We start from the raw sequence: 14,590 nt of genomic DNA on the forward strand, positions 1-14,590 counted from the left end.
TAAAAAAAGCAGTACCAATTACGATACTGCTTTACCCTTAAAAACAAAAACTTAGGCTGTAGCAGTCAGTGTGTTTCCTGAAACAGTAAGCGGATAAACTTTTAGCGCACTCGTGGTGCCACCATCATTTGGTTGGGCCAAAATGCTACCCGAAGTGGTATATCTCGAACTATGTAAGCCACATTGAATATAATTGCTGGCCTGGATAAAACTCAATGCACCGCCCTGGTGTGGGCAAGCTGCCTGTGTCGCCACAAATGAGGTGCTGGCATTCCCTGTTGCGGTACGGATAAACAATATGCTGTTTACAGTAATGGATGCACCAACAGCTAGTAATTGCGTACTTAGATCTACACTTGCGGTAGTACCCGAAGGAACACCACCGCCCTTTGGTTTGTCGGGTTCTGGTGCATCACTTTTTTTACCACAGGCAGAAAAGCAAGCTCCGGTACAAACCATGGCAACACCCAGCCCCAATGATTTGATAAATTCGTTACGTTCCATAATTGTTTAAGTTTTTATTTGGTTGAATTTGATCTACTTTGCTTTCTTCTTATCGAAAGAGAACCTTCGGGCAATACTAAAACCCCAACGGTATTGTCCCTTAAGCCAAGAAGTATTGGTATCGGTAATAAATTGCGATTCCTGTATGGCCGTGGCATTGGTGAAATTAAGGTGGAAAATATGACCGCCAGTTTCAAACTCAAGTCCGGCACCAAGTGTCTTGTAATATTGCGTTCCCAAGGTGTTTTCGAGGTAGGCTTTTTTATCTTTATCTCTGAATGGAATGGTATAATCGGCAACAAAAGCCATCCGTTTAGTGATCTTAATACGCCCACCAACCGACAGTGCAAGCATATCGTTCTGATCTCCGAAAACAGTAAAGTTGCGGTGTATATACGACGGCATGACCAGCATTGAGAAGTTCGAATTAAATTTACGGGCAATTACAGCTTGCACCACATAGGTCAAACGATCTTGAAATTTGCTGTAAGCATTCACCGCTGTCGGATCAGTTGAAGCTTTTACGGCTGCAATGGTTGTACTGCCAAACAAGGTTACCGCTACGGGTACTTTTTCATCATCTGTTTGTTCCAGTAACCGATATTTTAAGTTTCCTTCGTACAATTGTGTTACAATTCCGGCGCCTTTTGCCCTGGCTAAGCCTACAGAAAGTTTATCGCTGATTCCATATTCAAAACCAATGCGGATGTCGGTAGATTGATCCAGACCGAAAAAGTTTTTAATCCCGCCCCCTGATCCGGCAATGTCTCCAAACCGGTGATCTACCCTGAAATCCATCTCATTTTTGTAAATGGTTTCATTGGTTTGGATGTTAATGAGTTTGGTTGCTTTAAATGTGGCCTTTACATTTTTTTTTTCTACAGGCATCTGCAATGCATTTTCGAGCGAATCCTGTGCAGAAGCAACTATTGGTAAACAAAGGGCAAACAAGTATAAAAGTGATTTTAGATGATATTTCATAAGGTTTTATTTTTTAGGTTGATAAGTAGCCGTCATTTTTACCTGTATGGTTTCGGCAATTTGTTTGAAAACAATTGTTGGGATTTTGATGGCATGATCGGCAAGTTTTACATTAAAAGCCGAAGTAGCCTTTACCTCGTCAGCTGTGATAACCAGCGAACCTTTAACCTGATATTCTTTGGTAACCCCATGGATCTGTAGGTTCCCTTTTATGGTAATTGGATAAGTGCCTGGTTTCGAAAAATCAATCTGTTCTATAATTTTTCCTTTAAAATCTGAAGTTGGGTATTTGTCGCTTTCAATATAGTTTTCGTTAAAATGTTCCTGCATCAACTTTTTCTTAAACTGAAAAGAAGTATTGTTGATTTTGAAAATGATATCGTTGGTTTTGACATTGAGGGCCGAAGCGCCTGTTTTGCTCAACGCATCTATATCTTCAACAGGTGTTGAAGAGAAAAATGAAGAAGTTACATTTTTACTTACCCATATCTGCGCTTTTATGCCTGTGCATAATAACAAGGTTATTAAGGTGAAAAGTAGTTTTTGCATCGGTGTATCTGTTTAAATTTTTAATGGAACCATCTTGATTAGCGTTAATCCTTGCTTATTATTCTGGCATGCCTTTATCAACCCAGGATTGTAATAATTCCCTTTCGCTGGTGGTTATCGATCCACCTCTTGGCATTGTTTTGGTAACCAGAACAGAATTAGCTACACGTGCATCATTTTTTATAGAGGCTAAACCATTCAGTGCCCATACCCCTTTCATTCCCCCATTAGGGCCATGGCAGCTGTTACATTTGGTTTGAAACAATGCCCCGGCAAAATTTGTGTAGGTTACATTCGCAGTGGTTACAGGCGTAGGGCCATTGGGTGTTGGTGTTTCGGGCTTTAATTCTTCTGCTTGTTTTTTAGAGCAGGCAAAAAGCATGGCTGTAATTGCGGCTAATAAAAAGATTGAATTTTGTTTTTTCATAGGTATTTAGTTAAGATTAAAATTGGTGGTAGATTCATATTTATATCCTCATATTCGATTATGGTACAGGGTAATGGATTTTTTTGCAGGGATGGCCGAATTGTTTTTTGCTTTTACCGATAGGCATAACATGATCAGAAATACAGCAAATAAAATTGCGATAACTTGTTTTTTTGCAGCCATATCCGAATTTTTTAAGATTTATGTTTTGTTTATTTGAAAACTATCGCTGTTTTTGTAATAACCATGGGTTTTTAAATAATTTCTATTGAAATCTTAATCGTTACGTGCACTTTTTACAATTGGTTGCCTGCAATAAAAAAAACAAAAAAAAAAGCCGTCCCGATTTTTAAATCGGGACGGCTTTCGAGATAAATTGTATCTAAAACCTAATTAAAATCTTCGGCTTTTAATGGAGGATTAATTTTAATTTCTTTAATTACGACTGAAAACTCCTGAGCACCTTGTGGGGTTGCCACCGATTGAGTTAAGGTAAATGGAAATAATACATCGCCAATTTTCTTGTAGTTTGAATATTCTGTAGACTGGCTAATTTCAGCCCCACCTTTGGTCGTGGTACTTTCATCTTTTAAAAGTAAACCCGATTTGGTATCGTAATATTCAGTTTTCTTTTTGCCCGATGGCGAAGTGATATTTAATTTAAAAGCGTCAGCAGTACCTACTTTCGCTGTTCCGGCTGCTTCAATTTTAGTTCCATCAGTTGCGTAGTACACTTGACTACCATAACCTTTATCATCTTTCTTTTCAGCCAGGTCATCGCCAGTTAATTCAGCTTTTTGGCCCATTTGCATCGCATAACCTGTTTTACCATTGTAAACCTGTTTCATTGCCGTTTGGCCGCCCATAGAAATTTCCATGCTGCTTAAGTTAGGCGCCATGTTTTTCATGGTAACGGTAAGCTTTTGACCTTGCATTTCCATTTCACCATTTTGCTGTAATGAAGTGATTTTTTTAATGGCTTCTTCACCGCCAATGGCTTTAATGTAGTTCTTGATAATTTCTGCAGGAGCAGCTGTTGGTACAGCAGTAGTTTCGGCTGCTTTAACTGCATTCGCATAGTTATCATAAACCTGTGTTTTAAAACCTGCCTTAGTTAAGCCTGCCGCAAACGCATCAGTTTTACCCACAATAACAATGCGAGTATTATCGTGGTTAAAGTATTTTTTGGTTACCCTTAAAATATCATCGGTTGTTACGGCATTAATCTTTTGTAAGTAAGTACGGTAAAAATCCTTTGGTAAGTTATTAATCAAGATATTGCTTGCAAAACCTGCAGTACGTGCCGGATTTTCTAAACCCAAGGCAAACGATCCGTTGAAAAGATTCTTCGCGTTCTGTAATTCATCAGCAGTTACCTTTGTAGTGCGGATCGTATTAATTTCTCTTAAAAATTCCACCACTGCACTATCAACTTTTTCGTTTCTAACTGCTGCATTGGCCGAAAATTTAGATTGGAAACGGCCTGAGCCTGTGCTTGAATATGCACCATAAGTAAAGCCATGTTTCTCGCGGAGGTTATCAAATAATCTCGATTCAGAGCCACCACCTAAAATCTGGTTTGCCAATAAAATCGGGAAATAATCTGGGCTGCTCATTGGCAGGTCGATTAAGTTCACAACTGTAATTTCAGATTGAACAGCATTGCTAACATTAATGATGTCAACTTCTGTTTTGGCAGGATTAGCAACTTTAGTAAGTACTGGTAAAGTTAAGGCAGTTCCTTTCCAATCGCCAAAGGCTTTCTCTGCCAAAGCTTTTGCTGCTCCTGGTTTAATATCACCCACAAAAGTTAAATAACCTCTAGATGGGGTAATGTATTTCTTATAAGCCGCTTTTACATCGTTTAAAGTAATGCCTGTAATAGAAGCTTCCGTTTCAAACTCTCCATAAGGATGGTTTTTGCCATAAGCCAATGCATTTACCACACGTGCTGAAATGGCTTTTGCACTTTTTTCGTTAGATTTTAATCCAGTAATGGTTTGCGATTTTAGTTTTTCGAAAGATTCTGCAGGAAAAGCAGGTTTACGGATACTCTCCGCCATTAAAGCAAAGGCCTCAGGAAAATAACGGGTTAAAGCAGAAGCAGAGCCACCATATGCCCCTGCACTTACATCAGCGCCAAGCTGATCTACCGCTTCGTCAAATTGTGCTTTTGTTTTAGTTGTGGTTCCCTCGTTCAGCATACTGCCCATCAAGCCTACAACGCCTGCTTTAGCACCTTCAGTAATGGGACCTGCATCGATACTATAGCTTGCTGCTACTTTTGGTAGTTTGTGGTTTTCTACCACCAAAACAGTGATGCCATTCGCTAATTTATAAATCACAGGATCGCCAACGGTAATAATGGGTGCCGGACCTGGTTTTGGTTTGTGGCTTCGATTTATTGTTTGTGCTGAAATACCTTGAGCCAATAAGGAAACTGCAGCTATAATGAATAATTTCTTCATGTTTTTAATAATTAAAATGAAAAAGCGATCAGCTTATTTCTTAGGTAAGTAATACAATACAACTCTTTGGTTTTTGTTCAGGTATTTTTTAGCAACGTCTCTGATCTCCTCACGGGTGATGGATCTGATTACCTCTAATTCCTTGTTGATATCATTTGTATCCTTATCATGGAAAGTATAACCATCGGCAAGGTTTTCGGCTACACCCAACATTTTACTGTTTGCACTTACATAGTTGTTTTCGAATTTATTCTGCAGTTTTTTATAATCACTTTCGCTAATCAAATCGGTTTGAAGACGTAAAACTTCTTCATCAATATCTTTTAATAAATCGTTAAGCGGTGTATTCTTATTGGGTAAAGCTAAGGTGATATAAGCGCCATAATCTTCAAGCGAATAGTTAAAAGCAGCAACCTGCAGGGCTGTTTTCTTTTGATCGACCATTTTAGTACTTAATCTCGAACTTCCACCTTCTGATAAAATAGAGCTGATCATACCCAAAACCTTGCTTTCTCTACTCTTCATTCCTGGTACGCGGTAAGCCGCAAAGATGGCCGGGATCTGAATGTTGGCATCATAAGCCGTATCGATAATTTCTTTGGTAATTTCTGGTAATTTGTATTCTTGACGAACAATTGGTGCACCTTTAGGTACGTCGGCAAAGTATGATTTTACTAAAGCTTTGGTCTTCTCTATATCTAGATCGCCGGCAATTGTTAAAACCGCATTATTAGGAACATAATATTTTTTAAAGAAAGCAATAAACTCGCTCAATTTTGCAGCATCTAAGTGCTCCATTGAACCAATTGGCTGCCAACGGTAAGGGTGCCCATCAAACAAATGAGCGAAAATTTTCTCTGTAAATTTTCCGTAAGGAGAGTTGTCTATGCGTAAACGTTTTTCTTCTTTTACTACCTCATTTTGTGTTTTTACTCCACCTTCGTTAATTACGGGGTGTAACATTCTTTCACTTTCTAACCATAAACCGAGTTCTAATTGGTTTGATGGAAAAAGTTCATAATAAAAGGTGCGGTCTTGAGAAGTATTGGCATTGTTCTGCCCGCCGTTACTGCTCACTAATTTCATAAATTCACCTTTTTTGATATTATCCGAACCTTCGAATAATAAGTGTTCGAAAAAATGAGCAAAACCCGTACGCTGGGTTTCTTCATCTTTAGAACCAACATGATACATTACCGAAACGGCAACTACTGGAGCGGTTTTGTCTTGGTGTAGAATGACGTGGAGGCCATTGTCAAGGTCGAATTCCGTAAACTGTACTTTTTGCGCAGAAGCACTTAAGCACAGACCGGAAATAGCCAAAGCAAAGAGAATTCTTTTTTTCATTGATAGTTTGTTTTAATGATTAGAAATAATCAAAGGCGAAAGCGAGCAACTATTTCATTAATAAGTTAATTTGGATTTTTCACCAGCGTGAAGAATAATAAGGATGGCCTAAATTATGGATTTAAACAAAAAAAGCGAGTATTTACACTCGCTTTTTTTAATATATTTTATCTCCAGGCCTTGTATTGGTTAATTAAGCCGTTGGTAGAGCTATCATGGCTCGAAACTTTTTCGCTGCCCTCCAGCTCTGGAAGAATTTTTTTGGCCAATTGCTTGCCAAGTTCTACTCCCCACTGGTCGAAACTAAAGATGTTCCAGATAATTCCCTGAACAAATATCTTATGTTCGTACATGGCAACTAAACTACCTAGAGTATATGGCGTTACTTTTTTCAATAAGATAGAGTTTGTTGGGCGATTGCCTTCAAATACTTTAAACGGCGCAATTTTTTCAATTTCTGAATCAGATTTGCCTTCTTTCTTTAACTCAGCGGTTACTTCTTCTTCGGTTTTACCATTCATTAAAGCTTCTGTTTGTGCAAAGAAGTTTGATAGTAAAATTGGATGATGATCGCCTAGTGGGTTTAAGCTCTGTGCCGGAGCAATAAAATCGGCTGGGATAATTCTGGTACCCTGGTGGATTAACTGATAAAAGGCATGCTGGCCATTTGTTCCGGGCTCACCCCAGATAATCGGTCCGGTTTCATAATCAACTTCATTACCGTTCCTATCTACGTGTTTACCATTGCTTTCCATATCTCCCTGTTGGAAATACGCAGCAAAACGGTGCATATATTGGTCGTAAGGTAAAATAACCTGTGTTTCTGCATTGTAGAAATTGATATACCAAACCCCTAACAAACCTAAAATTACAGGTAAGTTGCTTTCAAATTCAGCGGTTTTAAAATGGTTATCAGTTGCGTGGGCGCCAGCTAACAATTGTTTAAAATTATCGAAGCCTATACTTAGTGAGATGGATAAACCGATAGCACTCCATAATGAGTAGCGGCCACCAACCCAATCCCAAAACTCAAACATATTTTCGGTATCGATACCAAAAGCTGATACGTCTTTCGCATTGGTTGATAATGCAGCAAAGTGTTTAGCAATATCACTTTCTTTTCCACCTTTATCCAAAAACCAAGCGCGTGCAGAGTGTGCGTTCGTCATGGTTTCTTGTGTGGTAAAAGTTTTTGATGCGACCAAGACTAATGTTGTCTCGGCATTTAAATCTGCTAATGTTTCGGCGATGTGTGTGCCATCAATATTCGAAACAAAGTGAATGTTTAAGTGGTTTTTATAATGTTTTAACGCTTCGGTAACCATTACTGGGCCTAAATCTGACCCACCGATACCAATATTAACCACATCAGTAATGGCCTTGCCTGTATAACCTTTCCATTCGCCGCTAATGATGCTGTTGCTAAATTTCTCCATTTTAGCCAGTACTGCATTTACTTCGGGCATCACATCTTTACCATCAACTAAAATTGGCGTATTGCTTAAATTACGTAAGGCAATATGAAGTACCGACCGGTCTTCCGTTTCATTAATTTTATCGCCGTTGTACATCGATTTTATAGCTTCATCCAATTTACACTCGCGCGCCAATTGAATCAATAGTGCTAGTGTTTCATCGCTGATGCGGTTCTTGCTATAATCTAGCAGAATATCCTCAAAAAAAACAGAAAACTTATTGAAACGATCTGCATCCTCAGCAAAAAGATCTTTAATGCTTTTTTGGTTAATATCTATAAAATGATCGGCTAAATACTTGTAGGCCTCAGTTTCTGTGAAATTTACTTTAGGTAACATAATCTTTGTTTTTTTGTAAAAGTAATAAAGCAAAAATTTAAAATGGTCTTTTTAATGTTCTAAATGAATAAGAATTTTTAATGTCGATTAAACACATTAACTTTAATACACCATCCCTGTTAGTTCATTAATTATTTTAACCTTTAAATTCTACGTTATGTTAGAAAATTTAAATAATATGGTGCGTGAAAACGTCCAGGAAAGTGTTGTAAACAATACTGCCATTCCGAACGAACAAAATGAAGCGGTAATCCAGGCTGCATCGGGTTCTATCTTCGATACGCTGAAAGATCAGGTGTCATCAGGTAATATTGGTGCATTAACCGATATATTTAACGGTAATAAAGCAGAAGGTACCCAGGTTGCTGAGCAGGCTTCGGGGAATTTTATGGATAAATTAAGTGGCTTGGGCATTAATGCTGATACAGCGAAATCTTTGGCAGCAAGTATTATTCCGGGCCTGATTGCCAAGTTTACCCAAAAAACAAACGACCCGAACGATAGCTCTTTTAACATTAAAGATGTTTTGGGAAGTTTGGGCGGTGATGATGGTAAATTTGATGTAAGTGATGTAGTCGGAATGTTTAATGGTGGTGGGCAGGCGCAGCAGCCGGGGCAGGCAGGAGGTGGCGGCATTATGGATAAGCTAAAGGGAATGTTTAATTAAATATTGCTGATTTTTAGGATTCATTTCCTTCAGATCCACCTGTAAAAATATATATTTGAGAAGAGTTGTCAACTTTAATGGCAAACCTGCCATTAAAGTTGACAATCCTAAAGTCTATACCGGAAACCTTTGCGTCGATGCCCGCAGAAATACTGTTGTTGTCTGTTCTGGCAAGACCAAATTCCATCTCTCCTTAAAATTGTTTAGCTTAGGGCACCTAAACTAAATAATTCATTTATGAAGAAAATATTCCTGATCGGTTTTTCCCTACTGGCATTAAATTCTTTCGCCCAAAAATCAGATTTGAGGCCATTGGTTTCAAAAAAAGCTGATGCCATCGAACAAAAAGTAATTACCTGGAGGCGCGATTTTCACGAACATCCCGAATTGGGAAATACAGAAGTAAGAACAGCTGGCATTATTGCAAAACATTTAGAATCTTTGGGTATACAAGTAAAAACAGGTGTAGCCAAAACAGGCGTAGTTGGTGTGCTAAAAGGAGGTAAACCTGGGCCAGTTGTGGCTTTGCGTGCCGATATGGATGGCTTGCCGGTTACCGAGCGGGTAGATGTTCCGTTTGCTTCGAAGGTAAAAACCCAGTATAACGGACAAGAGGTTGGCGTAATGCATGCCTGTGGACATGATAGTCACGTGGCTATTTTAATGGGCGTAGCAGAAGTGCTGGCTTCTATGCAAAAAGATATCCAGGGGACGGTGAAATTCATATTTCAACCCGCTGAGGAAGGTGTGCCTGCTGGAGATGAAGGTGGGGCTGCATTAATGATTAAGGAGGGCGTACTCGAAAACCCTAAAGTTGATGTAATTTTCGGTTTACACATCAATTCTCAAACCGAAGTTGGCGATGTAACTTACCGCCCGGGGGGGACGATGGCAGCAGTAAACGATATGAAAATTACCGTTACTGGCCGTCAGGCACATGGGGCTTATCCATGGAGCAGTATCGATCCGGTGGTGGTTTCAGCCCAGATTATCAATAGCCTGCAAACCATAGTAAGCAGGAATTTAAATGTGACCGAAAACCCAGGTGTAGTTACCATTGGTGCTATTAATGGTGGTGTACGGTCGAATATTATTCCCGAAAAGGTAGAAATGTTAGGTACGGTACGCAACTTTAGTAAGGAAGATGAGGCCATGTTTATCGAAAGGATTAAAACCATCGTAACCAAAACGGCTGAAGCAGGCGGTGCAACAGCAGAAGTCAAAATCCCTTATAGCAACCATTATCCGGTTACTTTTAATAACATTGCGCTAACCGAAAAGATGTTGCCAAGCATGGAATCGACGGCAGGTAAGGATCACGTGAAATTAAAACCACCAGTTACAGGCGCAGAAGATTTCTCCTTCTTTCAGGAAAAAGTACCAGGTTTATTTGTGTTTTTAGGAGGAATGCCAAAAGGTAAAGATCCTTTAAAAGCAGCATCGCACCACACACCGGATTTTTATCTTGATGAAGGCGGTTTTGTTTTAGGGGTTAAATTATTATCTAATCTTACTTTAGATTACATGTCGATGAAGAAATAAGGGTGGTTCATTAATTCATTTGTCACTGGTTAATTAGTCATGGTGCCTGATGGATTAAGAAAGAAAATAAAATTGATTAACAAACAGTAAAGGGGGCTGTTTAATTGAAATCGCTTTCCGCCATGCACTATGCTCAAAGCGATTTTATATATTTGTTTCATGACCAAAGAAAATATTCAGGATTTAAGGGACAGAGTAACGTCGCTGAGGAGGTATCTTTGACGTTGATGAGCTACTTTACGCCATCCGCGAAGAAGAAAAATTAACAATGGCTCCCGATTTCTGGGACGACCCTAAAAAAGCAGAAAAAATTCTTGCCGAAATCAGTTCAAAGAAAAAATGGACGGATGGCTTTAACCAAACCAATAATGCTGTTGAAGATGCTGCGGTAATGTTTGAGTTTTTTCAATCGGGCGATGCCTCGGAAGCGGAGCTGCAAGACCAGTTCGAGATCAGTAAAACTGCCGTAGAAGAACTGGAACTTAAAAACATGCTCCGTAGCAAGGAAGACCAGCTTTCTGCCGTTTTACAGATTACAGCTGGAGCTGGTGGAACTGAAAGCTGTGATTGGGCTTATATGCTGATGCGCATGTATATGATGTGGGGAGAAAAGAACGGTTATAAAATTACCGAACAGGATAGCCAGGAAGGGGAGGTTGCCGGTATAAAATCGGTAACGCTTCAGTTTGATGGCGATTTCTCATATGGTTATCTGAAAGGCGAAAATGGTGTGCATCGTTTGGTTCGGATTTCTCCATTCGATTCGAACGCCCGTAGGCATACCTCTTTCGCTTCTGTTTATGTTTATCCCCTGGTTGACGATACCATACAGATTGATATTAATCCTGCTGATATAGAATTCGAAACATTTAGGGCTGGTGGAGCAGGCGGACAAAACGTAAACAAAGTTGAAACAGCTGTACGTTTATACCACAAACCTTCGGGTATTATTATTAAAAATCAGGAGTCGCGATCGCAGTTACAGAATAAAGAGAATGCTATCCGGCTATTAAAATCTCAATTGTATGAAATTGAGGAACGAAAACGTAACGAAGCAATTGCTGCGGTAGAGGGATCGAAAAAGAAAATAGAATGGGGTTCGCAGATCAGAAGTTATGTGTTGGATGATAGAAGGGTAAAAGATCACCGGACCAATTATCAAACCTCCAATCCTGATGCGGTTTTGAATGGCGATATTAACGGGTTTTTAAAAGCATATTTAATGGAATTTTAATCTAAAACAAATGGCAAAATCATCCATCCTTATCATGTTATTGTTTATGGCAGTTAACTATTCGAGTGCCCAAGAAGTTGTACCGTTATATTCAGGTGAAATTCCGGGCGCTAAAACTACACCTGCTGATTATGTAGAAAATACTGAAGTACGTGCAAATGGTACCCTGAGTGTTACCAAAGTATCGGTACCTACGTTTACGGTTTTCGAAGCACCTAAAAATATTGCTAAAGGAACTGCAGTAATTATTTGTCCGGGTGGTGGTTATGGCGCTTTGGCATTTAGCCATGAAGGAACCGATGTAGCCAAAAGATTTAATGCAATTGGAGTTACGGCTTTTGTATTGAAGTACCGGTTACCGAGCGATCAGATTATGGTTGATAAAACTTATGGCCCATTGCAGGATGCACAGCAGGCCATTTACCTGATCAGGAAAAATGCAAAAAAATATGGGATTAAGGCCAACAAAATCGGGATTATGGGCTTTTCTGCCGGGGGGCATTTTGCCTCAACTTTGGTTGCCCATTATAACGATCTTAAGATTTCCGATCCGGAAAAGATAGATCTTAGGCCAAATTTCGCTGCATTAATTTATCCTGTAATCAGTTTTGAAGAATCTGTACACACTGGTACGATGAAGAATTTATTGGGCCCAAATCCTGCTGATAGTTTAAAACATTATTTCTCAGCCAATAAAAATGTAACCAGGAAAACACCTCCAACTTTTTTTGTGCATGCTAAAGATGATAAAACTGTTCCTTTCGAAAATAGTGTTTTAATGAATGAGGCACTAAAGCAGCATAAGGTAGATACCGATATTTATCTGTACGAGAAAGGTGGTCACGGTTTCGGCTTAATCAACAGAACTTCGGATGTAGATTGGTTTAACTTGTTGGCTGACTGGATGAAAAAAGAGAAATTTTAATATCTTTGCTGATATTTTAACCTCTTAACCGGAAATTTTAATGCAAAAAACAATTAAATATGTTATGGTAGCTTTTGTTGCTATCATATCAATAGCAAGTTGTAAAAAAGAAATTAATTGGAATGCCAAGCTTGATCCTAATGGAAATGGCTGCAAGCTAGCCAGTTTAAAGGCTGATCTTGATGTTTTAGGCACTTACACGCTTAACTTTACTTACGACGCTTCTGGTAGGATTTCGAAAGCAACCACTACCGATGGTCAGACGAGTAATTATGTATATACGGCAAATAAAATTACCGCTACTGATGGGGATGGGAATGTGTCTGAAATCGTTTTGGAAAATGGAAGGGCAATATCGAGTGGGAGTGATGGCGTTATTAGTGGAGGTGGGGTTAGTTATAGTTATACCAGAAAATACACCTACAACGCAGATGGTTATTTAATTCAGGTGAAAAATTATTTAAACGGAGAATTAAATACAACTGATAACTTAACTTATGCTAACGGCAATTTAGTAAAAGCAGTTTCAGTTGATGCTCACCTTGGCTACACAGAAACCACTACCTATGTATATTCAACAGAAAATGCGGTAAACACATACGAGATTGCGGATCCACTTTCTTACCATGTTGATTATTTCCCTGGTGGATATTTTGGGAAACAATCTAAAAATGTATTACTTAAAGGCACAGCAAAAACGGTGGACGGTGATGGTGATCCTTTTACTGATGCTGTTTATACCTTCGGTTATCAATACGATGGAAAAGGAAACGCTACATCGGTATCGTTTTCGGTGCTTTCTACTTTTTATCCAAGCAGTGGACCAGTTCAAACGGATACTTACAATGTAAAATATAGCTTAAATTATACTTGTAAATAGATATAAAAAATTTCATTGAAAGCCTGATCATAACCATGATCAGGCTTTTGTTTTTGTGGGCTTTTTTTTCGTCAATAAAAATTAAACGCCTAACCATCAGAAACAGAAAATAACCCGTATTAAGAAAAATGATGTAAAACGCTCATTTTACCACTCTTTTTTTACGATTTAGCCCCTCATTTTTTGATCAGCCCGCGTATATCTTTGCTTACAAGCATGTCGATTTAAAATTGAGATGATATTATAACCTAACCAAATCTTATGGAAAAAATACCAATCAACCTTGTCTACCCTACAGTGGTCACTGAAATCTTTTGTATTTGTTAGTTATTGATTTACAGTCTATTGATCACATCCTAATGCCTTACAATTAACCAAATATTTACCTAATTCAAAAAAAATGAGAAATGAAAAAATGAAATGGTGTATGTTATTTACATGCATGTTTGTGGTGCTTCTATCTTGTAAGAAAGAGAAAGAAGAAGTTAAACAAGAAAACGGACAGGTTAAAGCCTGGGAAACATTAATAGATGGTAATTCTCTTGCCAACTATACTAATTTTGAGGCACAATGGAATTATAATTATCCCTGGGGTACCGATCATAATGGTTCTGCACGTATGGTAGGGAGTACCTCAAATCATAACCAGCTCTCGTTAAGCGGAGGTGTTCTCACCATTAAAGCCACCCGCCTGGCTTCATCTCCAGGAAACAGTACCGCCAATGGTTTTACCAATATTGCAATTTGGTACAATTCAGGTGCCTGTTACGCCAAACAACAGGTTGTAATTAATGATCAGTTTCCCAGTTATACCATTTCTGGCGATTTTGCTGTACCAACCAGTAAAGGAACCTGGCCTGCTTTTTGGATTACCGGCGTTAATTCATGGCCACCTGAAAGTGATATTATGGAATTTAAGGGCAATAACACAAATTGGCAGAATACTTATGATGGTGGTTGGGAGAATAAACTCACCGCAGTTTCTAACGCAGGCTCATACCATAATTACAAATGCTGGTATAATAAAGTAAGTGCAACAGATGTAGATTGCCATTATTATATTGATAACGTTTGGGTAGCCAAGCATACCATGAGTAATTCGGTAAATAAACCCATGTGGCTAATCATTAATATGCAAATGGAAGGCGATAGCGGCTCTCCAGGCCCTTCTGGCAATACTTTCTATACCGGTAAAAATGTTTATATGGGTAGAGAAAGAGCTTTTTAATTTATAAAAATAAATATTCACTTT

General features: G+C 38.8%; 14 protein-coding genes. 6 read left to right on the forward strand and 8 right to left on the reverse strand.

Annotation, left to right across the window (positions count from 1 at the left end; genetic code table 11):
• Window positions 1–51 precede the first annotated feature (51 nt).
• The 7 genes from LQ227_RS11180 to pgi all read right to left on the reverse strand — a co-directional run bounded on the left by LQ227_RS11180 (window position 52) and on the right by pgi (window position 8,090).
• Window positions 52–504 carry a ubiquinol-cytochrome c reductase iron-sulfur subunit gene (locus LQ227_RS11180; RefSeq protein ID WP_230144439.1) on the reverse strand — a complete coding sequence of 151 codons (453 nt, stop codon included), beginning with the start codon at window positions 502–504 and terminating at the stop codon, window positions 52–54.
• 33 nt (window positions 505–537) lie between these two features.
• Entirely contained in the window at window positions 538–1,485 is a 948-nt protein-coding gene (locus LQ227_RS11185) for a DUF5777 family beta-barrel protein (RefSeq protein WP_230144440.1), read from the reverse strand.
• 6 nt (window positions 1,486–1,491) lie between these two features.
• Window positions 1,492–2,034: a YceI family protein gene (locus LQ227_RS11190; protein ID WP_230149386.1), complete on the reverse strand. Its 543-nt coding sequence runs from the start codon at window positions 2,032–2,034 to the stop codon at window positions 1,492–1,494.
• Window positions 2,035–2,092: 58 nt separating this feature from the next.
• The gene (locus LQ227_RS11195; protein WP_230144442.1) at window positions 2,093–2,461 is read right to left on the reverse strand and encodes a cytochrome c; all 369 of its coding nucleotides are present in this window, start codon (window positions 2,459–2,461) and stop codon (window positions 2,093–2,095) included.
• Between the two features lie 389 nt (window positions 2,462–2,850).
• Window positions 2,851–4,929 (reverse strand): pitrilysin family protein, encoded by a 2,079-nt coding sequence (locus LQ227_RS11200; protein WP_230149388.1) that lies wholly within the window; start codon window positions 4,927–4,929, stop codon window positions 2,851–2,853.
• Window positions 4,930–4,962: 33 nt separating this feature from the next.
• Window positions 4,963–6,276 (reverse strand): pitrilysin family protein, encoded by a 1,314-nt coding sequence (locus LQ227_RS11205; RefSeq protein ID WP_230149390.1) that lies wholly within the window; start codon window positions 6,274–6,276, stop codon window positions 4,963–4,965.
• Between the two features lie 167 nt (window positions 6,277–6,443).
• Entirely contained in the window at window positions 6,444–8,090 is a 1,647-nt protein-coding gene (gene pgi / locus LQ227_RS11210) for a glucose-6-phosphate isomerase (RefSeq protein ID WP_230144445.1), read from the reverse strand.
• Window positions 8,091–8,247: 157 nt separating this feature from the next.
• Here pgi and LQ227_RS11215 point away from each other — a divergent pair, with 157 nt between their 5' ends.
• Window positions 8,248–8,757: a hypothetical protein gene (locus LQ227_RS11215; protein WP_230144446.1), complete on the forward strand. Its 510-nt coding sequence runs from the start codon at window positions 8,248–8,250 to the stop codon at window positions 8,755–8,757.
• Window positions 8,758–8,770: 13 nt separating this feature from the next.
• On the opposite strand, the gene LQ227_RS11220 is transcribed toward LQ227_RS11215, so the two are convergent.
• Complete coding sequence (locus tag LQ227_RS11220) at window positions 8,771–8,944, reverse strand: hypothetical protein (protein WP_230144447.1); 174 nt, start codon at window positions 8,942–8,944, stop codon at window positions 8,771–8,773.
• A gap of 50 nt (window positions 8,945–8,994) precedes the next feature.
• Here LQ227_RS11220 and LQ227_RS11225 point away from each other — a divergent pair, with 50 nt between their 5' ends.
• The 5 genes from LQ227_RS11225 (at window position 8,995) to LQ227_RS11245 (ending at window position 14,566) form a co-directional block, all read left to right on the forward strand.
• Window positions 8,995–10,299: an amidohydrolase gene (locus tag LQ227_RS11225; RefSeq protein WP_230144448.1), complete on the forward strand. Its 1,305-nt coding sequence runs from the start codon at window positions 8,995–8,997 to the stop codon at window positions 10,297–10,299.
• Window positions 10,300–10,458: 159 nt separating this feature from the next.
• Window positions 10,459–11,533 (forward strand): peptide chain release factor 2 gene (gene prfB, locus LQ227_RS11230; protein WP_131030342.1). Its coding sequence is split into 2 segments (ribosomal slippage): window positions 10,459–10,518 and window positions 10,520–11,533, totalling 1,074 coding nucleotides; the frame shifts between segments, so codons are not numbered across the junction.
• A gap of 10 nt (window positions 11,534–11,543) precedes the next feature.
• Window positions 11,544–12,458: an alpha/beta hydrolase gene (locus LQ227_RS11235; protein ID WP_230149392.1), complete on the forward strand. Its 915-nt coding sequence runs from the start codon at window positions 11,544–11,546 to the stop codon at window positions 12,456–12,458.
• A gap of 40 nt (window positions 12,459–12,498) precedes the next feature.
• Window positions 12,499–13,338 carry a DUF4595 domain-containing protein gene (locus LQ227_RS11240; RefSeq protein WP_230144450.1) on the forward strand — a complete coding sequence of 280 codons (840 nt, stop codon included), beginning with the start codon at window positions 12,499–12,501 and terminating at the stop codon, window positions 13,336–13,338.
• Between the two features lie 400 nt (window positions 13,339–13,738).
• Entirely contained in the window at window positions 13,739–14,566 is an 828-nt protein-coding gene (locus tag LQ227_RS11245) for a glycoside hydrolase (RefSeq protein WP_230144451.1), read from the forward strand.
• The last annotated feature ends 24 nt before the right edge of the window (window positions 14,567–14,590 follow it).

Origin of the sequence: Pedobacter sp. Bi27 (genome assembly GCF_918698255.1) — a bacterium.
Lineage (GTDB): Bacteria > Bacteroidota > Bacteroidia > Sphingobacteriales > Sphingobacteriaceae > Pedobacter.

Coding starts and splice junctions, on each gene's coding strand:
- LQ227_RS11180 (WP_230144439.1), bottom strand. CDS start 504: ATGGAACGTAACGAATTTATCAAATCATTGGGGCTGGGTGTTGCCATG.
- LQ227_RS11185 (WP_230144440.1), bottom strand. CDS start 1,485: ATGAAATATCATCTAAAATCACTTTTATACTTGTTTGCCCTTTGTTTA.
- LQ227_RS11190 (WP_230149386.1), bottom strand. CDS start 2,034: ATGCAAAAACTACTTTTCACCTTAATAACCTTGTTATTATGCACAGGC.
- LQ227_RS11195 (WP_230144442.1), bottom strand. CDS start 2,461: ATGAAAAAACAAAATTCAATCTTTTTATTAGCCGCAATTACAGCCATG.
- LQ227_RS11200 (WP_230149388.1), bottom strand. CDS start 4,929: ATGAAGAAATTATTCATTATAGCTGCAGTTTCCTTATTGGCTCAAGGT.
- LQ227_RS11205 (WP_230149390.1), bottom strand. CDS start 6,276: ATGAAAAAAAGAATTCTCTTTGCTTTGGCTATTTCCGGTCTGTGCTTA.
- pgi (WP_230144445.1), bottom strand. CDS start 8,090: ATGTTACCTAAAGTAAATTTCACAGAAACTGAGGCCTACAAGTATTTA.
- LQ227_RS11215 (WP_230144446.1), top strand. CDS start 8,248: ATGTTAGAAAATTTAAATAATATGGTGCGTGAAAACGTCCAGGAAAGT.
- LQ227_RS11220 (WP_230144447.1), bottom strand. CDS start 8,944: ATGGAATTTGGTCTTGCCAGAACAGACAACAACAGTATTTCTGCGGGC.
- LQ227_RS11225 (WP_230144448.1), top strand. CDS start 8,995: ATGAAGAAAATATTCCTGATCGGTTTTTCCCTACTGGCATTAAATTCT.
- LQ227_RS11235 (WP_230149392.1), top strand. CDS start 11,544: ATGGCAAAATCATCCATCCTTATCATGTTATTGTTTATGGCAGTTAAC.
- LQ227_RS11240 (WP_230144450.1), top strand. CDS start 12,499: ATGCAAAAAACAATTAAATATGTTATGGTAGCTTTTGTTGCTATCATA.
- LQ227_RS11245 (WP_230144451.1), top strand. CDS start 13,739: ATGAGAAATGAAAAAATGAAATGGTGTATGTTATTTACATGCATGTTT.